The sequence below is a fragment of the Bacillus sp. YBWC18 genome (assembly GCF_002998775.1).
Lineage (GTDB): Bacteria > Bacillota > Bacilli > Bacillales > Bacillaceae > Bacillus.
In genome coordinates this window covers 463,282-483,808 of record NZ_PVRI01000001.1, presented here as the reverse complement: position 1 = coordinate 483,808, position 20,527 = coordinate 463,282, and the positions used below count along the sequence as shown (strand labels likewise).

23 protein-coding genes are annotated in these 20,527 nt (G+C 41.0%); 5 read left to right on the top strand and 18 right to left on the bottom strand.

Translation table 11 applies throughout. The annotated features are described in order from the left end of the window. The first annotated feature begins 47 nt into the window (after window positions 1-47). The gene (locus C6348_RS18845; RefSeq protein WP_003210922.1) at window positions 48-179 is read left to right on the top strand and encodes a protein YkpC; all 132 of its coding nucleotides are present in this window, start codon (window positions 48-50) and stop codon (window positions 177-179) included. Between the two features lie 106 nt (window positions 180-285). Continuing rightward, window positions 286-1,518 carry an aminopeptidase gene (locus tag C6348_RS02575; RefSeq protein ID WP_106041763.1) on the top strand — a complete coding sequence of 411 codons (1,233 nt, stop codon included), beginning with the start codon at window positions 286-288 and terminating at the stop codon, window positions 1,516-1,518. Window positions 1,519-1,754: 236 nt separating this feature from the next. Here C6348_RS02575 and C6348_RS02570 read toward each other — a convergent pair whose 3' ends face one another. Further along, on the bottom strand, window positions 1,755-3,374 hold the full coding sequence (locus C6348_RS02570; protein ID WP_106041761.1) for an ABC-F family ATP-binding cassette domain-containing protein: 1,620 nt from the start codon (window positions 3,372-3,374) through the stop codon (window positions 1,755-1,757). 143 nt (window positions 3,375-3,517) lie between these two features. Between C6348_RS02570 and C6348_RS02565 the strand changes: the two genes are divergently transcribed. Beyond that, window positions 3,518-3,793, top strand: a complete 276-nt coding sequence (locus C6348_RS02565) for a hypothetical protein (RefSeq protein WP_060596158.1) — start codon at window positions 3,518-3,520, stop codon at window positions 3,791-3,793. 65 nt (window positions 3,794-3,858) lie between these two features. On the opposite strand, the gene lepB is transcribed toward C6348_RS02565, so the two are convergent. The 8 genes from lepB to yknW form a co-directional block, all read right to left on the bottom strand. After that, window positions 3,859-4,431 carry a signal peptidase I gene (lepB, locus tag C6348_RS02560; RefSeq protein ID WP_034663870.1) on the bottom strand — a complete coding sequence of 191 codons (573 nt, stop codon included), beginning with the start codon at window positions 4,429-4,431 and terminating at the stop codon, window positions 3,859-3,861. 211 nt (window positions 4,432-4,642) lie between these two features. Beyond that, window positions 4,643-6,538, bottom strand: coding sequence for a PTS fructose transporter subunit IIABC (locus tag C6348_RS02555; protein WP_095285096.1), 1,896 nt, complete (start codon window positions 6,536-6,538; stop codon window positions 4,643-4,645). 13 nt (window positions 6,539-6,551) lie between these two features. Then, window positions 6,552-7,463 (bottom strand): 1-phosphofructokinase, encoded by a 912-nt coding sequence (pfkB, locus tag C6348_RS02550; RefSeq protein ID WP_060596156.1) that lies wholly within the window; start codon window positions 7,461-7,463, stop codon window positions 6,552-6,554. Then, window positions 7,460-8,215: a DeoR/GlpR family DNA-binding transcription regulator gene (locus C6348_RS02545; RefSeq protein WP_034662703.1), complete on the bottom strand. Its 756-nt coding sequence runs from the start codon at window positions 8,213-8,215 to the stop codon at window positions 7,460-7,462. Before C6348_RS02545 ends, pfkB begins: the two co-directional genes overlap by 4 nt. Window positions 8,216-8,536: 321 nt before the next feature. Further along, window positions 8,537-9,730, bottom strand: a complete 1,194-nt coding sequence (locus C6348_RS02540) for an ABC transporter permease (protein WP_034662707.1) — start codon at window positions 9,728-9,730, stop codon at window positions 8,537-8,539. Then, window positions 9,717-10,418, bottom strand: a complete 702-nt coding sequence (locus C6348_RS02535) for an ABC transporter ATP-binding protein (protein ID WP_106041759.1) — start codon at window positions 10,416-10,418, stop codon at window positions 9,717-9,719. The genes C6348_RS02540 and C6348_RS02535 overlap by 14 nt, the downstream gene beginning before the upstream one ends. Beyond that, window positions 10,415-11,521 carry an efflux RND transporter periplasmic adaptor subunit gene (locus tag C6348_RS02530; RefSeq protein WP_106041757.1) on the bottom strand — a complete coding sequence of 369 codons (1,107 nt, stop codon included), beginning with the start codon at window positions 11,519-11,521 and terminating at the stop codon, window positions 10,415-10,417. Before C6348_RS02530 ends, C6348_RS02535 begins: the two co-directional genes overlap by 4 nt. 9 nt (window positions 11,522-11,530) lie before the next feature. Further along, window positions 11,531-12,157, bottom strand: coding sequence for a YknW family membrane protein (gene yknW, locus C6348_RS02525; RefSeq protein ID WP_034662714.1), 627 nt, complete (start codon window positions 12,155-12,157; stop codon window positions 11,531-11,533). 516 nt (window positions 12,158-12,673) lie between these two features. On the opposite strand from yknW, the gene C6348_RS02520 reads away from it, so the two are divergent. Next, window positions 12,674-13,051, top strand: coding sequence for a Rok-like winged helix domain-containing protein (locus tag C6348_RS02520; RefSeq protein ID WP_034662717.1), 378 nt, complete (start codon window positions 12,674-12,676; stop codon window positions 13,049-13,051). Between the two features lie 46 nt (window positions 13,052-13,097). On the opposite strand, the gene moaD is transcribed toward C6348_RS02520, so the two are convergent. From moaD to mobA, 6 genes are read right to left on the bottom strand one after another with little or no spacing between them, the layout of a single operon-like run. After that, the gene (gene moaD, locus C6348_RS02515; protein WP_060596152.1) at window positions 13,098-13,331 is read right to left on the bottom strand and encodes a molybdopterin converting factor subunit 1; all 234 of its coding nucleotides are present in this window, start codon (window positions 13,329-13,331) and stop codon (window positions 13,098-13,100) included. Continuing rightward, window positions 13,324-13,815, bottom strand: a complete 492-nt coding sequence (locus C6348_RS02510) for a molybdenum cofactor biosynthesis protein MoaE (protein WP_106041755.1) — start codon at window positions 13,813-13,815, stop codon at window positions 13,324-13,326. The genes moaD and C6348_RS02510 overlap by 8 nt, the downstream gene beginning before the upstream one ends. Next, entirely contained in the window at window positions 13,812-14,336 is a 525-nt protein-coding gene (mobB, locus tag C6348_RS02505) for a molybdopterin-guanine dinucleotide biosynthesis protein B (protein ID WP_106042313.1), read from the bottom strand. The genes C6348_RS02510 and mobB overlap by 4 nt, the downstream gene beginning before the upstream one ends. After that, window positions 14,318-15,595 (bottom strand): molybdopterin molybdotransferase MoeA, encoded by a 1,278-nt coding sequence (locus C6348_RS02500; protein WP_223251510.1) that lies wholly within the window; start codon window positions 15,593-15,595, stop codon window positions 14,318-14,320. The genes mobB and C6348_RS02500 overlap by 19 nt, the downstream gene beginning before the upstream one ends. 9 nt (window positions 15,596-15,604) lie before the next feature. Further along, a complete protein-coding gene (locus C6348_RS02495) occupies window positions 15,605-16,621 on the bottom strand; it encodes a thiazole biosynthesis adenylyltransferase ThiF (protein ID WP_106041751.1) in 1,017 nt (338 codons plus the stop codon). A 29-nt stretch (window positions 16,622-16,650) separates the two neighbouring features. Then, the gene (gene mobA / locus C6348_RS02490) at window positions 16,651-17,232 is read right to left on the bottom strand and encodes a molybdenum cofactor guanylyltransferase (RefSeq protein ID WP_106041748.1); all 582 of its coding nucleotides are present in this window, start codon (window positions 17,230-17,232) and stop codon (window positions 16,651-16,653) included. A gap of 84 nt (window positions 17,233-17,316) precedes the next feature. On the opposite strand from mobA, the gene C6348_RS02485 reads away from it, so the two are divergent. Further along, window positions 17,317-18,234, top strand: coding sequence for a coiled-coil domain-containing protein (locus tag C6348_RS02485; protein WP_066031766.1), 918 nt, complete (start codon window positions 17,317-17,319; stop codon window positions 18,232-18,234). Between the two features lie 49 nt (window positions 18,235-18,283). Here the strand turns inward: C6348_RS02485 and C6348_RS02480 are convergent, their stop codons facing one another. The 3 genes from C6348_RS02480 to ahpA form a co-directional block, all read right to left on the bottom strand. After that, the gene (locus C6348_RS02480; protein WP_106041747.1) at window positions 18,284-18,859 is read right to left on the bottom strand and encodes a Rok-like winged helix domain-containing protein; all 576 of its coding nucleotides are present in this window, start codon (window positions 18,857-18,859) and stop codon (window positions 18,284-18,286) included. Window positions 18,860-19,340: 481 nt separating this feature from the next. Then, window positions 19,341-19,799, bottom strand: coding sequence for a TlpA family protein disulfide reductase (locus C6348_RS02475; protein ID WP_034662741.1), 459 nt, complete (start codon window positions 19,797-19,799; stop codon window positions 19,341-19,343). Window positions 19,800-19,881: 82 nt separating this feature from the next. Next, the gene (gene ahpA, locus C6348_RS02470) at window positions 19,882-20,424 is read right to left on the bottom strand and encodes a biofilm-specific peroxidase AhpA (RefSeq protein WP_034662744.1); all 543 of its coding nucleotides are present in this window, start codon (window positions 20,422-20,424) and stop codon (window positions 19,882-19,884) included. Window positions 20,425-20,527: the final 103 nt, after the last annotated feature.

The following is a 20,527-nucleotide window of genomic DNA, read 5'->3' as shown; positions in this document are numbered from 1 at the left end:
ATTTCGATCATATCTTGAGAAATGGATAAACGTGAAGGAGGAAGAACATGTTGCTTGATTTAGGTAAACGGGTCGTTGTCACAGTCATTTTAACGGGTATTATTTTAGGAGGAATGAGCCTGTCGTTTTCACATATGCCCCCTTCTAATGCACAGCCTGTGAAACAACTGAACCGCTAAAAAAGCCGCACGAAAGCGGCTTTTTTATTTTGGCTTTAAGCATGCTCCCCATTTTCCTTTTCGGTCTTAAATCTGATATGATGAACATGACTAAAGGAGGGTTTTTATGAGTTCATTTGAAAAACAACTAGATCAATATGCTAAGACCATTGTTGAAGTCGGTGTGAATGTTCAAAAAGGACAAGAAGTCGTCGTATCTGCATCTACTGAATCTGCAGACCTTGTTCGTCTTGTCGCGAAACATGCGTATGAGCGCGGGGCGAAAAACGTACATATCCGCTGGAGTGATGGTGTTCTTGCCCGTTTAAAATATGAACATGCACCGCAGGATGTGTTTGACCAATTCCCAGAATGGGAAGCACAGATGATGGAAACCATCGCAAAACGCGGCGGCGCTTTTATCACGATCTTGTCAGAAAGCCCTGACCTTCTGCGAGGCATTGATTCGAAAAAAATCGCTGCACAGCAAAAGGCCGCTGGATCAGCCCTTCATACATATCGCCAATACGTTCAATCAGACAAAGTTGCTTGGACGGTCGTAGGCGCTGCATCAAAAGAATGGGCGAAAAAGATTTTCCCTGACCATACAGATGAAGAAGCTGTCGCGTTATTATGGGATCAAATCTTTAAAGTCGCTCGCGCTGATCAAGCAGATCCTGTTGAGGCTTGGAAAAAGCACGATGAGTCACTAAATGAAAAGGTCAAAATACTAAATGAGCGCCACTACCACAAGCTGCATTATGATGCTCCTGGCACAGATTTAACGATTGAGCTCCCAGAGCAGCACATTTGGGTAGGTGCCGGCAGCGTGAGTGAGCGCGGCGTCTCTTTCATGGCCAACATGCCGACAGAAGAAGTCTTTACCGTACCTAAAAAAGACGGTGTAAATGGGACTGTCTCAAGCACAAAACCGCTCAGTTATGCAGGAAATATCATTGATGAATTTACATTAACATTTGAAAATGGACGAATTGTCAATGTGAAAGCGAAGGAAGGCGAAGACATTTTAACTTCGCTCGTTGAAACAGATGAAGGCTCCCATTATCTAGGTGAGGTTGCTCTCGTACCAGACGATTCACCAATCTCAAACTCGAATATTCTCTATTACAATACCCTTTATGATGAAAATGCATCGAATCACCTTGCCATCGGCAGCGGGTATGCGTTCAATATCGAAGGCGGAAAAGAGATGAATCGTGAAGAATTGGATGCAGCTGGTGTGAACAACAGTATTACACACGTCGATTTCATGATTGGTTCAAAGGAAATGAATATTGACGGAATTACAAAAGACGGGAAACGCGAACCGATCTTCCGTAATGGAAACTGGGCGATTTAATCGAAAAAAAGACATCCACTTATGGATGTCTCAGATTGTTGACAAAGGGCTAAAATGATCTTCATTTTAGCCTTTTGTCTTCTTTTCAGCGTGATAGAAAACCTTTGCAGTCTAGGAAGGACGAGTACCGGAGCGGAGCGAATTTGACATTCGTGAGCACCGGCACGCAGGACTGACACCGAATGCGAGGGTTTGTCTACACGCTGAGACATCCACTTTTGGATGTCTTTTCTTATTTACGCATAAAGCTCATCGAGTCTCTTTTGAATGTCTTGATCTGATAAGAACTCATCATATGTTGTTTGTTTATCGACGATGCCATTTGGCGTCACTTCGATGATACGGTTTGCCACTGTTTCAACAAACTGATGGTCATGAGATGAGAAGAGCATAGCTCCTTTAAAGCTCATTAAACCGTTATTCAGCGCTGTAATGGATTCTAGATCCAAGTGGTTCGTCGGCTCATCCAGCAAAAGAACATTCGCTCCTGACAGCATCATTTTCGATAACATACAACGAACCTTCTCTCCTCCTGATAAGACGCTTGCTTTTTTCTTTACTTCTTCCCCAGAGAAAAGCATACGTCCTAAGAACCCGCGTAAGAAGCTTTCGCTTTGATCATTAGGAGAATATTGACGAAGCCAATCCACTAGATCGACATCGTTTCCTTCAAAGTATTCACTATTGTCTTTCGGGAAAAAGGCTTGTGATGTTGTAACGCCCCATTTATATGTCCCGCTGTCTGGCTCCATCTCACCAGCAAGAATTTTAAATAAAGTGGATACAGCAAGCTCATTACGGCTTAAGAACGCAATTTTATCCTCGCGATTCATGATAAAGCTGACGTTATCAAGTACTTTCACACCGTCAATTGTTTTCGATAGACCTTCTACTTGAAGGACATCATTTCCGATTTCGCGCTCTGGCGCAAAATGAACGTACGGATATTTACGTGAAGATGGCTTAATGTCGTCTAAAGAGATTTTATCAAGCAATTTCTTTCTTGAGGTCGCTTGCTTCGATTTAGAAGCGTTCGCACTGAACCGGGCAACGAACTCTTGAAGCTGCTTAATTTGTTCTTCTTTTTTCTTATTCGCATCTTGGCTGAGCTTCAGCGCTAGCTGGCTGGACTCATACCAGAAATCATAGTTACCGACATATACTTGAATTTTTCCGAAGTCTAGGTCCGCAATATGTGTACATACTTTGTTTAAGAAATGACGGTCATGCGAAACGACAATCACGGTATTTTCAAAATTAATGAGGAACTCTTCCAGCCACTGGATTGCTTGTAAGTCCAAGTGGTTCGTTGGCTCATCAAGAAGAAGAACGTCAGGCTTACCAAATAAAGCTTGGGCTAGTAGTACTTTTACCTTTTCAGAACCACCAAGCTCAGACATTTTCTTCGATTGAAGGCTCTCTGGAATGCCAAGACCTTTTAATAAGATCGCTGCTTCACTCTCTGCTTCCCAGCCGTTTAACTCAGCGAACTCACCTTCAAGCTCTGCTGCACGAATCCCGTCTTCATCTGAGAAATCAGGTTTCATATAGATCGCATCTTTCTCCTGCATCACATCATATAGACGTTTGTGACCCATCATGACGACTTTTAATACTTCAAATTCTTCGTATTCAAAATGGTTCTGTTTTAAAATCGCTAAACGCTCACCAGGGCTCATATGAACATCGCCCGTCTGAGCTTCAATTTCACCTGAAAGAATCTTTAGAAACGTTGATTTACCAGCTCCATTGGCACCAATTAGACCGTAGCAGTTGCCAGGAGTGAATTTAATATTTACTTCTTCAAATAGTTTACGATCAGCAAAACGCAAACTAACATTATTTACTGCAATCATTTATTAATCCTCCATCACTCATTCATCATTATGAAGTATAACATGAATAACGTTTGATAGAAACGTCTCTCGCTAAGAACGAAGGCAATTTGTCCATTATGGTATAATAAATGGGAATGATTTATTGAAGGAGTTCGTGCGATTTGAGATTACTTACACTTATGGAATACTGTTTATTGATTTTCTTTATGGGTATTTATTTATCTGCAACAGGCTTTAATGCGAGGGATTTTGGCCTTTATATTGGGCTTGTGCTTATTTACACACTGGTACACATCTTTTCGAAACGCTTTTTACAAAAGCGAGGGAAAGAAAATCAAAAGGTCGGATTGTTTCGGTCCGTTTTAGCCATTACTGGGTCTGTCTTCGCTTCTGTGTTGGCGATTGTGATCATTGTTACGGTGCTCACGCCAAATTAAAACGACCCTTCTTTTAAAGGGTCGTCCATTCAAGCACTTTTCTCACACACCTGAGAAGGGTGCTTTTATTTTGTTTGCCGAATGTCGCCAAATGGGAAGAAAACAAATTCTGATGTCCCGACAACCCGATCCTTTTCAATGAGTCCAAGTCCATTTCTGCTGTCCATGGAATTGAGTCTGTTGTCCCCCATCACAAAGTAATCGTTTTTCGGTACTTTCACTGGACCAAAATCCCCTGTTAAATGCACTTCATACTCTTTCGCATGTGCCTTGTTCTCTTTTAAATAAGGCTCATCAACTTTTTTACCATTAATGTAAAGCGTATCATCCTTCATTTCAATCGTGTCTCCCGGAAGGCCGATCAATCGTTTTACATAATGAATCTTCTGGCCATCTTTTCCATTAATAATCACGATGTCACCTCGTTTGACACCACCTAGATAGTTAATGGTTTTGTTGACAAACAGCTTTTCCCCATCATGAAGAGTCGGTTCCATTGACTCTCCTTCCACCACATACGGCTCAAATATAAACGTACGGATGAGCAGGACGAGCGCAAGTGCAATTAAAATGGCTTTGATCCATTCAAACAGTGAACTTTTCTTCTCTGTTTTGTCTTGCTTTGCATCAGATTGAATATCATTTTCGTTTTGTTTGTTTTCTTCGTTCAAAATACTGCTTCCTCCTAAGACTTTCTGCTAAAAGACTTGAAACGTGAATTGAATAACTTTACTTTATCACATGTCATTTAAAAATTCACAAGACAACCATTCAATTAGATATTTTTTCCTAATTTGTTCATGATTAAACAAAAAGAAGCACCGCTCTTCACGATGCTTCTCTTCTGAATTACGCTTCTAGTTTGACTGGTTTTTTCAAAATACCCAGTAAAATCGCTGTTACAACGGCACCGATTAAGATGCTGATGATATAAAGAACCGGATGATTTGTTACCCAGAAAACGAATAGTCCGCCGTGCGGCGCAGGAAGCGTGACTCTAAAGAATTCCGTTAATCCGCCAGCCACGGCTGCTCCAATGACAGCTGAAGGAATTACGCGCAGAGGGTCAGCCGCTGCAAACGGGATCGCCCCTTCAGTGATGAAGGCAGCTCCCATGAAGTAGCATGTAATCCCTGCTTCTCGGTCACGTTTTGAGAATTTATTTCTAAAGATTGTTGTAGCAAGTGCAATACCTAATGGTGGTACCATTCCGCCTGCCATAATGGCAGCATGCGGTGCATAGTTTCCAGCAGCAATCATCGCAAGACCGAATGTGTAAGCCGCTTTGTTAATTGGGCCCCCCATATCAATCGCCATCATACCTGCCAAAATAATGCCCATTAAGACAAGGTTTCCAGTACCTAAAGTTTCAAGCCAGTGAGTTAATCCATCCATCACCATTTTTACCGGTGTGTTAACAATGTAATGCATGATGATGCCTGTGAAGAAAATACCGAACAATGGATACAGCAGAACCGGTTTAATCCCGTCGAGTGACTGCGGTACGAATGTGAATACTTTTTTAAGTAGCACAACGACATAACCTGCAAGGAAACCGGCAATTAGTCCGCCTAAGAATCCTGCACCTGCTGCCGACGCCATAAATCCACCGACCATACCTGGCGCAAAACCTGGACGATCTGCAATACTCATTGCAATAAATCCGGCTAAAACAGCAACGATTAAGGCAAGCGCATTATCTCCGCCAATTCCTTTTAATACAGCTGCAAATGAATTAAATGAAGGGTCCTTAGGATCTGCTGAGTTAATTCCCCAGAAAAATGAAATTGCAACAAGGATACCGCCCCCGACAACAAATGGAAGCATGTTGCTTACACCACTCATTAAGTGCTTGTAGAAACCACTTCTACCTTTGCCAGATGACTCATTTTCGTCTTTTGAAGAACTGCCGCCTGAGCCTTTATAAATCGGCGCATCTTGATTGACTGCTTTTTCAATTAATTCCTGAGGACGGCGGATTCCAGCTGTCACAGGTACTTCAATGACATGTTTGCCTTTAAAGCGTTCCATTTCAACTTGCTTGTCCGCTGCCACAATGATGGCTGGTGCTTCTTCGATTTCTTTTGCCGTAAGGGCGTGTTTAATACCGCCAGAGCCGTTTGTTTCGACTTTAATGTCAATGCCCATTTCTTTTGCTTTTTCTTTCAAAGCATCTGCTGCCATAAATGTATGCGCAATACCTGTTGGGCAAGCTGTTACTGCTAAAATCTTAGCTGGTTTACCTGATACAGCCGGCTCTTCTTGAACTTCCTCTTCTTCTTCATCATCGTCCTTGTCATGCGTATTGATGATATCGATGATTTCATCTTCAGTAGCCGCTTCAAGAAGCTGCTTTCGGATTTCTTCACGCATGAGAAGTGTTGATAAACGAGAAAGTGCTTCTAAGTGCGTGTTGTTTGCGCCTTCAGTTGCTGCAATCATAAAGACAAGATGACTCGGCTGCGCGTCCAGTGATTCATAATCTACACCAGCTGTCGAACGGCCAAATGCAATGGCAGGCTCTTTTACACTTGCTGTTTTAGCGTGAGGGATAGCAATTCCTTCGCCAATACCAGTAGAGCTCTGTTTTTCACGGTTGATCACTGCTTCTTTGTAGCCCTCTTTATCATTTAGCTTGCCTGCTGTATCTAAAACAGTGACTAGTTCTTCAATGACTGCTTCTTTCTGCTGGCTGTCTAATTGAAGCTTAATTGTCTGCTTTGTGAGTAGTTCTGTAATTTTCATGATGACTCCTCCTTTAAATGCGTGTGACTTTTACTTGTGGTAATAGTGTGTCGACAAGCTCTTTTGTTCCAAGCTCCTCAGAAAATGCTGTAGCGCTGCCTGATGTGACGCCAAGCTTAAATGATTCTTCAATCGAAAGGCCTTTCGAAACGCCGGCTAAAAATCCTGCAACGACTGAATCCCCTGCACCAACTGAATTAACAAGCGTACCCTTTGGAACATTGGACTGATAAACCCCTTCCTTACTGAATAAGAGAGCTCCATCTCCAGCCATTGATACGATGACATGTTCAGCACCTTGTTCTAACAGCTTCTTCCCATAAGGAATGGCTTCTTCCGCAGATGAGATGCTCGTCTCAAACATTTCACCTAGCTCATGATGGTTTGGCTTCATTAAGAACGGTTTCAAGCCTGCTGCTTTTTTTAGTGCTTCCCCGGAAATATCAAGGACAACTCTGACACCTTGCTTTTCGCACACCTCAGCAATACGTTCATACGTGTTATGAGGCAATGAAGAAGGAATGCTGCCAGCTAAGACAACGACATCTCCTTCAGTCAATGAAGAAAATTGAGACAGAAACGACTCAAATTGCGCTTCAGTAATAGATGGGCCGAGTCCGTTGATTTCGGTTTCTTCACCTGTTTTTAGTTTCACATTAATTCGTGTATCTTCTGACACCTCGTGAAAGGCTGTTTGTAATTGTTCGTTTTGTAAAAAGTCTTGAATATATTTTCCTGTAAATCCGCCTATGAATCCAAGCGCTTTTGATTCAACACCGTGACGTTTTAAAAGCCTTGAGACATTGATCCCTTTTCCACCTGGATATTTTTTGTCATAGGTTGAACGATTCAAACCGCCGACTGCGAAATCCTCCACGTGTACGATGTAATCAACTGATGGGTTTAAAGTAACTGTATAAATCATGTTTTCACTACCTTTATAACCGTTTTTTCATGGTAATTATCGAATGAATCCTCTTTTGCGTCGTTTGTGATAATGGTGGCTTCCTGTAAACTAGCAAAGGCTGAAAACGATATTTCGCCAAACTTAGAGGCATCTGATAAGATATAGGTTTTTTTCGCCTGCTTCATGGCTCTTTTTTTCATGAGCGCTTCCTCTGGATCAGGTGTTGTAAACCCCGCCTCGGGATGAATGCCGTTCGTCCCGACAAAGCTTTTGTCAAAACGGTAATTTTCCATCGCTGTCAAAGCTGCGGCTCCCACCATGGCTCCTGTTCGATGTTTCACTGATCCGCCTATCAGGTAAAAAGAAATGCCTTTTCTCATGAGTGCTTCAATGTGCATAACACCGTTTGTCACCACAACAATATCTTGATCGGGATCGATATATTCAATCATTTGCTGTGTGGTCGTTCCAGCATCTAAATAAATACAATCGCCTTGTTTTAAAAGTGAAGCAGCTGCCTCTGCAACCAATGACTTTTCTTGAAGGTTTTTGGCAGATTTCTCAAATACATCTGGTTCAAGACGGATACTTGATATCTTGGCTGCTCCCCCATGGACTCTTTTAAGAAATCCTTTTTCTTCAAGGGCTGATAAATCTCTTCTAATTGTAGATTCAGAAGCATCCGTCATAATCGTTAAGTCCTGTATTTTGATGACATCATTTTCTTCTAAACAGTCGATAATGAGTTGATGTCTTTCCGGTGTCAACATGAAAACACCCCCTTTTGAAAACGTATTCATTTTGCGCGCACCTTTATTGTAATCGCTTTTTTCAACATTATCAATACAAAACAATCAAATACATTCAATAACTATCAAAATCTTTCACCATGGTCATCTTACCTTTATATGTACCATTTGTAAACTGAAAAATATGTGACATTAAGATGAAAGTCATGATCTTAGCATTTCTATCATTTTTCATTTCATTCAATGGAACTAAAAAAAGCTTTTATGCGATGTGCATAAAAGCTTTTGATGGTGGATTACAGGCGAATTCACACTGTTTGTATGCTTTTGTTCTTCTCCGAATTATTCATATCTAAGAGAATCAATAGGATCTAGTCTTGCTGCTTTATTCGCAGGAATTAACCCAAAAACAATCCCAATAAGCATACTAAACAGCACACCGCCACAAATGACTTGCCAAGATACTAAGGACGGCCAGCCGGCAACTAGTGATACTAGCGCGGCGCCACCTAAGCCAAGTGCGATCCCCATCAACCCGCCGATCAATGTTAAGACGACAGATTCAATTAAAAATTGAACGAGTATTTGAGCCCTTGTTGCTCCAATCGCCTTTCGGATACCGATTTCCCTTGTCCTCTCTGTCACAGAAACAAGCATGATATTCATCACACCGATACCGCCGACAAGCAAAGAAATCCCAGCTATTGAGCCAATGATTGTTGTCATAACAGATGTGATTTGACCAATGCCTTCTGCGATTTCTTCCATATTGATCATTTCATAAGCATCTTCTGTATGATGATTTTCATTTAATAATGCAGCCGCATTCTTTCCTACTTCCTTCATTTGATCAGCATGTGCGACTTGAATTGACAACTTATCATATTCATTGATCCCAAATGTGGAGGTGAGCATAGCAAACGGGACAAATATTTCGTTCATATCAAATGAAAACATCCCTTTCTGTTTTGCTAAAACACCGATGACTTCAACAGGCTGTCCGTTCATCCAAATCATTTCGCCCAATGCCTTCTGTCCATTAAATAATTCTTTTTGTAAGCCTTCAGAGATGAGAGCGGCTCTTCTGCCGCTTCTAAAGTCAACATCTCTTAAATTCTGTCCTTCTGCTATTTGTAATGAATGGACATTCGTATACCCTTCATTTATACCGTTAACTGTCGCATCCACTGTCGTATCTTGAAATCTCAGCTGCATTCCTTGTGCGGTCGAAGAGGCAACCTGATTCACCCCGTTGATTGTCTTAATGCTTTTTATGTCTTCCTCAGTAAATGTGGCGTCGAATAAAGCGTTTGGATTTGCATTTAACTCTTCGTCAGAAGGCGTATATGTCATATCAATGGTATTGTTTGGACCTGAAATCGACCCTTTTAACATTTGCTCGCCGCCTTGACCGATAGCCACGACCGCAATGACCGATCCAACACCAATAATAATCCCAAGCATCGTTAAAATAGAACGTAATTTATGAGCTAAAACAGAATTCATCGCTATTTTGATATTTTCAAAGAGTTTCATTCATAGCGTCCCCTTGTGTCAATCTATCTTCAACGAGCCGTCCATCTCTTACAACGACCGTCCGATTTGTATACGCAGCCATTTCTTCTTCATGGGTGACAAGCACAATCGTTGTCCCCTCCTCATTCAGCTTAGTAAACTGTTCCATGATTGTGAAGCTTGTTTTTGAGTCAAGAGCACCTGTTGGTTCATCTGCTAAGATAAGCTGCGGCTTATTGACAATTGCACGAGCAATTGCCACCCTTTGCTTTTGCCCTCCCGACAACTCACTTGGCATATGTTTCATTCGGTCTGCCAAACCAACCTTTTCAAGTGCCATTTCTGCGCGTTCTTTTCTTTCCTTTTGACTGATACCAGCGTAAATCATCGGAAGCTCAACATTACGCCTCGCATTTAACCTCGGCAGCAGGTGAAATTGCTGAAAGACAAATCCAATGAATTGATTTCGAATCACTGCAAGCTCTTGATCCTTTGCAGCTGACAGCTCTCTTCCTTGAAAATGATATTGTCCTGTGGTGGGTCGGTCTAAACAGCCAATGATATTCATTAACGTCGATTTTCCAGAGCCGGACGGGCCCATAATGGACATATACTCGCCTTTTTCAATGACAAGATCGATCTCACTTAATACATCAAATGTTTCTTGGGCGACCTCATAGCTTTTTGTCACGTTTGAAAGCTGAATCATTCAGCATTCACTTCCATTCCGTCATACATGTCATCTGATGGATGAGCAATGATTTGATCCTCTGCCTTGACACCTTTTGTCACTTCAAGGTCATTACCTGACGTTTCCCCTAGCACCACTTTTACTTTTTTAAGTACATTCTTTTTGACAATATAAACGTATTGTCCATCATCCTCTTTTTTTACAGCTGATTCAGGAATCGTTTGGGCTTGACGCTTATCTGTTTCAATTTCCATGATCATTTTAAAACCAGGTTTCGCTTCAGGTTTTTTTCCCTTTATTTCGATTTCAACAGGATATTGTACCGTTTGATCACCCGCAGTTGTTTCGGATGCTGCCTGAGCAGGTACAGCCCCCACTTTTTTCACGACCCCTTGCCAGCTCTTTCCGCGAATGACATCAGATGTAACCTTTACTTTTTGTTTCTTTTTCACTTTTATGGCGTCATACTCAGAAATCAATCCTCGCACAATCATTTTTTTCTCATTGCCAATATGAATGATCGGCTGTCTTTCTTCCGGCTTTCCTGCCCCTTCTTCTTGCTCAATGGAAATCACTGTACCGTCAATTTTACTATGTACGGTTAAATCTTCTATTTGTGCTTTTACTTTTTCTTGGCTGATCTCTGCTTGTTTTTGTTCTAATTCAGCCGCTTTCAGCTCTAATTCGAGCTGGTCTCGCTCGTTTTTAGGATGGGCGACTGAGTCGCCTGCTTGTTTTTCATCTAATTCGCTCAGTCTATTTTGTAATTGTTCGCGTTTTAGCGTACTTGATTCAGCCGCAAGAGCTTGCTGCTGCTCTTCAAGCTCCAGCTCCCTATTTTCATATGTAAGAAGCGGCGTTCCAGCCTTTACCTTTTCTCCTTCTTTCACAGAAATCCCCTTCAAGTGTCCTTTTTCCTCTTCTGCATAAATGAACTGCTCTTCAGAGAATGAAAGTGTCCCTGGCGTCATTACCGTAGTGGTGATTTCTTTTTGTGTGGGTTTTACTGTTTTAATAGCTGCTGTCGAAGCAGGCTTTGATTGATTTTTCGCAATGTTAAAGCCAATAAATAGACCGATGACAATAATAAAAATGGATCCGATGATGATTTTCTTTCTCATAAAGACATTCTACCCCCAGCTTACTGATATGTTGATTGCGGTTCCTACATATTGAAGAATGAAAGAAATGACATAAAAGACTCCTATCATGATCCAAGATATTCTTGGAGATATATGACCGACTTTGATCAATAAAAAGCCTGTTAAAACAAGATTCCAGATCACAAAGAGATCAATATTAGCAAACACACCGTGCCATGGACCAGAAGTTTGAATGAGTGCATTTAATGAGGTGATTGTGATGTTTTTTGGCACATGGAACAGGATGACGGACAGATGAGAAATAATCGTACCAATGATCGTAACTGGTGTAATAAACAGGACCGCTGAAAACAGCTGCTGAAACGATGCATCACCCTTTGCTAAAAATACGATGAACTTATATATAGCAGCATTAATCACAAGCCCGAGAATTAGACCAATTAGCGTCACCACATAAACGACCGATACCGGCAAGCTTAAATCTGCCCACATTCCTTCATTCACTAGCTCTGACAAATAAGTCACAATCACTGTTAAAAGAAGCACACAGGATAAAGGCCACCAAACCACCGGGTTTTCCCATACTCTTTTCAGGTGCTCTGAAGGTCTTGTGCTCACTCCAATGATCGTGGGCTTTTGCATATTTTCTTTCATCAAATGTCTCCTCTCTATGTCATGCAAGTATGCAAACGCACATGTTCTCTCTTGTTCTTTCTATTTTATCAAAAGATTGCCAATAAGTGATGGATGATTTGATTTTCTTATTTTCATTGAGGAAAAAATTTATCTATTATTCTATTATCACGAATGACATCCTCCAAATGACACCATGACCAGACCATATTCATATCAAAAAATAGAGGTTTTACTGACCTAAAAACATTTTATCAAAAAACCACATGTCTTTCGGAATAAATATCCTTTTCCTTTGAATTCGGATGGTCTTAGTTAGACACAACAATTTTTTGTTAAAATAATCCTAGTAATTTCGACAAATCCCGGCTTTATAGGACTATGATTGGTTTCTTTTATAGAACAAATGAGCCTTTAGTATCAATACTTTCATATTAAAAAATGAAAAATATAAGGTTTTTACTTGATCAAAAGTTATTTTTTCATATAATGTAAAATAGAGGTAGGTTAAATGATAGTGGAAATGGAGTCAAGTGAATGTTAAGAGAAAAATTGAAAACACAATTGATTTTACTTTATGAAAAGGAACAAGAAGCATGGCAATACTTTCGAAAGGAAAGAGAACTGATTTATCATGAGCTCAAATTACTTGATATGAAAGAAAGCAGACCCTCTAATGACAAAATATACTACGCTGCTAGATGTGTAGATATTATTAAAGAGAAAAAGGGAAGCATTGTGAGTACAAAAGAATTAAAAGAACAGCTTCACGCCCAGACAGATTTCAATGTGAGACGAATTAGCGAATTGTATGATCTGATCCAGCAGCTCGACCCTCACATTTCTAAAGCACGAAGGGGATGTTTTATTTACGAAGATCACACCCAAATACCTCTACAATCTTTTCACACATAAAAAAATGGTTACAGCCGCTGGCCATAACCAAATCCTCTAATATCTATTATCCACCGCTTACAGGAGGAATGAATGCAACAGTGTCCCCGCTACGCACTTCAGCGTTTTCCCTCGTATATAGTTCGTTGACTGCAACCATCACGTTTTGTGCAGCATCAACACCATATACCTCCTGTAATTCTAATTTAATCTCATCAACCGTTGTTTGATCTTTTTGAATGATGATTTGTTGTTTACCGGCCTTCTCAGCAAGGCCGGCGAACAATAATACACTAATCAAGCTGATCACCTTCTTTCTTTGCAAGTTGAAGATCGCTAGGTTTCCCCTCTGGATATGAAACCGTTTCAAGCTGATCACCTATCCAGGCTTCCCCGTCTTCCCAATATTCTTTTTTCCAAATTGGAACGATTTCCTTAATTCGCTCAATGGCATATTCGTTCGCTTCGTATGCAGCCTTCCTATGAGGAGATGAAACGGCTATCACAACAGCAATATCCGTTATATCAAGTGTCCCGATCCGGTGCACAATGGCTGCTTCAGTTTCAGGCCACCGTTTCTTGATTTCTTGTCCAATTTGACTTAGCATGCTTTCAGCCATTGGTATGTATGCTTCATAAGTTAAACGCAATGTTTTTTTGCCGTTTGTCCACTCTCTGACCGTCCCGATAAACGTCGTAATGGCCCCTGCCTTTCGCCTTGTCACATGCTGAATCAATTCGTTTACATCAATCGGCGTTTTTGTTATTTTAAAAAATTCACTCAAGCAGTGCCGCCTCCCTTCAATAAGTTAAAACCAAATGTGACTGCGCCCTTTTCAAAGGCTGAAAACACAGGAAACGAGTAATTTTCGATTAATTGAAACTCTTGAGAAAAATAAATAGCTGCTTGTATATTGGAAAGAGTTGAAAGATCAATGAGCTCCTCTTCATTCTTTACACAAACGATTTTGCGGTATGGTGCCTGTTTATACCCTTCTATCAAGACAGCGTCTAATGGAAGATGCTGACACATGTTGAGCAACTGCTCTAACGTGATGTGCTGCATTGAAAAGTGAAATTCACCCTCTCCTTCCACGCCAGCGGCAAATGCACCTGCTTGAACATATCGATCGGTGTCTTTTTCTTTCAAAAGACGATCTGGTTTCCCGCCATGTCCATGGTGTTTGAAGCAGCCTAGCTTCAGCCCGTCAAGTACAGCCAGCTGACAGAGCTTTTCAATCAACGTAGTCTTGCCGCTATTTTGATAACCGACCACCTGTAATATGCTTAATGTGTCATCCAGCATGGGGAACCCTCTCCTTCGTGCTGAAACAGCAGAACATGGACCTGATCACCGGCCTTAAAACCTCTTGTTCCTCCGGGCAGCACGATGAAACAGTTAGCATCTGCAATAGAGGTCACAGCACTTGATTTATCAAGACCTGTTGGGGTCACACTGAGCTGACTGCCCGTGAATTGTAGTGCCGCTCTGACAAATCGAGTGAACGGATTGGCTTTTGGAAAATCGTGTGTCAGCTTCGCCTCAGCAAAAGCAGGAAACGGCTGTTTCTTCAAAGACCATTTATAGATGATCGGTTTCACAAATAATTCAAAGCCAACAAAACAGGCAGCGGGATTTCCTGACAGCCCAAACAGCAGTTGACCATTTGGCATTGCAGCAACCGTCGTCACACTTCCGGGTCTCATGGCCACTTTATTAAACAGCACCTCAGCTCCCAGCTTTTCATAAATCGCAGGGAGAAAGTCAAAATCACCTACTGACACACCGCCTGTTGTGATTAAAAAATCTACCTTGCTTAAGGCTGCTTTGACTGCATGATAGCTTTTGTCAAAATCATCGGACACACCGCCTAAATCTAGCGGCTCTCCCCCGGCCTCAAGTACCTGGGCATAAACCATACTAAGATTACTGTTTCTAATCTTACCGTCCACCATCGCATCACTCACTTGAAGAAGCTCTGTACCTGTTGAGATGATGCCGATCACTGGCTTTTTGACAACTGGCACTACACCATATCCAAATGTCGCCAATAGGGCCGTAACGCCCGGAGTTACTTTGGTTCCTTTTTTGACCATCACATTTCCTTCAAGTACTTCTTCTCCTTGACGAGAAATATTGTCCCCTTTTTTCAGCGTTCTTTTAAGTGACATGTATGATTTGCCGTCTTTTTCGAAGGTCTTAGTCAGCTCAAGCATGATGACGACATTTGCTCCATCCGGGATTTTTGCTCCTGTCATGATACGGATGGCTTGAAAGGGACCGATGGTTTTTGCTGAGACCATTCCTGCACCAATATGGTCAATGACCTCAAATTCAACCGGATGCTCGCTTGACGCTTCTTTTGTATCTTCTGCCCGAAGTGCAAAACCATCATACGGGGAACGATCAAATGCAGGAACATCATGATCTGCTAAAATATCTTCTGCAATGAACCTTTCAAGACTATTTTTTAATGGCACCCATTCTGCTTCTCCATGCTTTTCATATTGATGGACTTTCTGAATGGCTTCTTCTACTGGAATTGGCTGACGTCTTTCCATCACACTTCACTCCTATATCCCTAGCAGTCTTGCTAGTAATGAATTGGCTGCTTTTTCATCATTCGTCCCATGGATTAATGCACGTCCACCTTTGAAAAAGACAATACGATAAGATTCATAGCGGACATGGATTAAGAAGTCATTCACTTCCACCTCACAAATAGATGACAGCCTCTCTTTCACATGCTGAAATGATAGATTTGCTAAATCTTTAGATACAACTTGAACTGTATCCCGTCCGCAAAGAATCGTCGTTTTTTTACGCTGCTCATGTAAATAAGGATAGGTTCTTTCTTCACCGCAGGATGGGCAATTCTTCTGCTTAGTACGAGACAAATCCATTTTAAACGATGTCGCCTGCCAAAGATCAAATGTGACAAATTTCCGTTCGATTTGATCTTCATGTCCTGTTAAATATTTTAGCACCTCTGTTTGCTGATAAGCAGAAACCATTTGAACTGCTGGAGAAATAATCCCCGCTGTATCACACGTCAAGCCGCCAACAGGCAGTTCTGTAAAGACACACGATAAACACGGCGTTTTATCCGGCAAAATGGTCATATACATCCCCTGGCTGCTCACACAAGCGCCATATATCCACGGCGTCTTCGTTTCCTGCGATAAATCATTCATCACCATTCTCGTCTCAAAATTATCCGTCGCATCAATGACAATATCTGCGCTCTGAAATAACGGTCTTAACAGCCTCGCGCCTGCATCTTCAATCAGGGCGTGTATGATCACTTCATGATTGATCTCTTGGAGACGTTTTTTTGCCGCAGCTGCTTTTGGCACATGTGCCTTTGCATCATGTTCTGTGTACAGCTGCTGCCGCTGTAAATTTGAAAACTCTACATAATCACGATCAACAATCGTCAACGTGCCGATCCCAGACCGGACAAGCCCTTCAGCGGAGGCAGTTCCAAGTGCACCGGCTCCAACGATCAGAACATGACTGTCAGCAAGCGCACGCTGACCCTTATCCCCAACCGGAGGGAACAAGATTTGTCTTGAATATCGGTCATTCAATGCTGTTCTCTCCTCACCATTTTTATGTATCATATCATACCGTTTTCAGGTAAATCGCTTCTTTTATTGATATTTCGAAATTCATTTGGTGTTACGTTCAGTTCCTCCTCTGGGACGATGCGCACCTTAAGCCTTTGAAGTAACTCTTTGATGGCTAATTGATTCTCTTTTAAACACGCATCAATGGACGGCAGACAGCGGCGGTGATAAAGCGCAAATAAAGGCTGTAATCTGCCCTGAACAAGCGGGATGATAGCATCTACGTGCTCGCTGCAATAGGACGATAATGCTTCGGCGGTCTCCCTCCGTATGAAGGGCATGTCACATGCCGTCACCAAATACCATGCTGCTTCTTGCTTTTGCATCGCCGTATACATGCCGGCAAGCGGCCCGCATCCGCGCACCTGTTCATCATCTAACCACACACTTCGTTCACCTCTTTCTTTAAAAAAGGGCAGAAGTGATGGATGGCTGATGATGACCGTCTGTCCTTTCAAAAGCTGCTTTTTCACATACTCATATAGTGGTTTTCCTTGATACATATGGCTTGCCTTTGGCACTCCAAAACGTCTGGAAGCTCCTCCAGCTAAAATGACATTCACTACATCCATTCTCTCACCCTCCTTGGATATGGTTGTTCTAATCGCACTCATTTCGCATACTTTATTGGTAACATGAATAAGGAGGGTCTATCCATGAACAGGCGCCATGCTTCTCCCCTATTCCATGACCTATCTCAAGAGAATTTATACTTAAAAGCTGAAACAGCCAAATATCAACAAATGATCTCTGATTTACAGTCCTCATATACGTATTCTAAAAATAAAAAGTTAACTCAAGAATATCATGAGATGAAAAAGGATTACACGCTATTAAAACAACAATTGGATGAAATGACCATTGATCAAGACGATGCAGCCTCAAAAATACAGGATCTCTCCTACAGCAAATCTGAATTATTACATAAAATAGTCCTTCTTCATGAAATGCTGCAAAAGGAAACCTTTCATAGAAGAAAAGAAACGGAAGAAAAACACCGGCTGCATTTAAAAGTGATCAAATATAAAGAAATCTCTCAACAATTAAATGAACGGATGCAAGATCAAGATCAACGGCTTGCAAAAGAGGAGAAAAAAGGAAATACTTTATCCGCTGTGATTGAGAAACTGCAGCAAACATTGGGTGATAAAAACGCAGAGCTCCATTTATTACAGGAAGGCGTCAGACACCTTCAGGAGCGTTTTTATGAAACACAAGAGAAATTACTGCAAATTGAAAAAGCAAAGGAAACGATTTTTTATGAAACGCTCACAAGCTATCAAAAGCAGTTAGCAGAAAGTGAGGAATGGATCGCATCTCATTTTGCTGATATTGACCAGTCAGCTCAAACAAATTCACAGCCATTCTCTCGAGACAGCTTCCTGCAAACAACGGAAGAAATCGAACCCATCTTGAAAAAGCTGAACGAACAAGTTCAAATACTCCAGGCACAAGTCGATGCGGTGCAGCGAAATGGAGAGGTCATGACAGTGAAGATCGATGGCTTCAAAAAACAGCGTGATCACCTGTCAAAGGAACGAAAAATTGTCTATACAGTTGACCAAAAAAAGTAATTCTCGCAATAAAAAACTGCTGGCTTTTACGTCAGCAGTTTCTTTTTATTTATTCGTCTTCTGTTTGAATGTCGCCTTCTAAAATATACTGTCCGCGATATGGCTTTTTCACTTCAGGATACATTTTAATTAAGCTTTGCATAAACGTTGTCATATTTGGAATTTCAAGACCGCTCTCTTTTTCAATCTCTTTTTGAAGTTCAGAGCTTTTAATCGCCGCATTATGACGCTTTAACGTTTTAATCGCAGCTTCACGAAGCTTAGCTGCCTTTGAACCAGGGCGGGCTGTGCCTCTTCTGCGTCTTGTAGATCCTTCAGGAATACCTACAGGTACACCGTTTAGCTGTCCTGTTCCTAAAGATGATGCAGGATTTGATTGTGCCGGCGGCTGGTAGCTTCTCATTTCTTGTGCAGCCAGTTCAGCTAATACAGGCAGCGAATCCGTCTTTCTTTCTGTACGCACTTCTTTTTTTGTATCTGACACTAGACCTGTTCCTTGACGGTCTAATTCTCTTAATTTTGCATAAATCGCATCTCGCTCAATTTGATATTCACGGATGACCTTTACTTCTGCTTCGTTTAGTTGTTCCAATCGTAATCGTAACGCTTCCCTCTCATTAAACAATGGATTTCCCCCTCATCATATAAAAAATATTCTATAGTAAATATTAGATTAGAAAACTAATTTTATCAACTATTTTTTTATCATTTTACAGTTTGCTATCAGATAGGTATTTTCAACTAAAATTTTGCCAAAGAGGAACAATCGGCATCCATTTCATTGCCACTAAAGGCTTTTGACAAACTTTAAAATATTGTAAAAAATTTGAATAAACACTTATACTACTTGATTTACATCGTTATTTACCAAACTGAAATTTCTTTTGTGCAAAAACGTTCTGAATAGTAAAAAGTTAAAATCTTTACATTTTCATTTCAAAACAAAAATGTAAATAGGTCTTAATACCTTTTTATTTCAGGAATATTTTTTAATAAACTCCCTCAATTTCTCTTTTCTTAGGAAGGACACGTACATAAAAAGTCCATTCCGTGCAATAGGTCGCCTATTTTTGTCCATGAAAAAACCCCCATTTATGGGGGAAAGCCTATTCTGCAGCCTTTTCAGACTCAGAAAGCACTCGATTGACACGTTTCTCAAGCATTTTCATTCCGCTTCCGCCAGCTTGGAAGTGGCGCAGAGCACCTGTTTTATCAAATACATAATATGCTGGTACATATTCATTTTCAAAGGCTTCTGTTAAGTGATGATCACTGTCCACAAAAATTGGCTGCGTGATTTCATGCTCTTTCGCAACCTCTTTGATTTTATCTAGATCTAGGTCATCCTCTGAACGCGGCATATGAACGGCTACAACGTTTAGTTGATCCTTGTATTCATCACGGAATTGATTGACTTGAGGCATGGCCTCTTTACAAAGATGACAGCTGACTGACCAGAAATGAATCAATGTTGGTTTGTCACCAATTAGATCTTCTTTTGTTACTTCTCCATTTAACCATTCTTTTGCACCAGTTAGTTCTGGCATTGGTTGACGTAATTTCATTTTGAAGCGCCTCCATCCATTGTATGTGTCGAAACAAAAAGGTCTAACATCAGTTAGACCCTCCTGTTTCTTCAGCTATCAATTAAAGTGTTTTTTGACCAGGCTTCCAGTTAGCTGGGCAAAGTCCACCAGTTTGTAATGCTTGAAGAACACGTAATGTCTCATCTACATCACGACCGATATTGTTGTGGAATACTGTTTGATATTGAAGTTCGCCTTCTGGGTTGATAATGAATAGACCGCGAAGTGCAATACCTTCTTCTTCAATTAAAACGCCGTATTCTCTAGATACTGTGTGATTTGTGTCAGCAGCTAGCGGATATTTCAATTCACCTAGACCATTTTCTTTACGGTCTGTGTTGATCCAAGCTAGATGCGTATGGATTGTATCAGTAGATACACCAATGATTTCTGCATCTAAATCTTCGAACTCATCATAACGATCGCTCATTGCTGTAATTTCAGTTGGGCAAACAAATGTGAAATCCATTGGATAGAAGAAAAGAACTGTCCATTTGTCATTCTTCATGTTTTCCTCTAAACTCACTTTACCAAATTCCTTGTTAGCAAGTACTGCTTCCATTTCAAAACGTGGAGCTTGTTTTCCTACAAAACGCTCTGCCATATGTAAATCCCTCCAAAAAATAATATCTTTATACAGACTTCTAAGCTGTATATAAAATGAGAATCAAAAGTTGAAATTCTCATTTAGTTAATAACTTCACAAT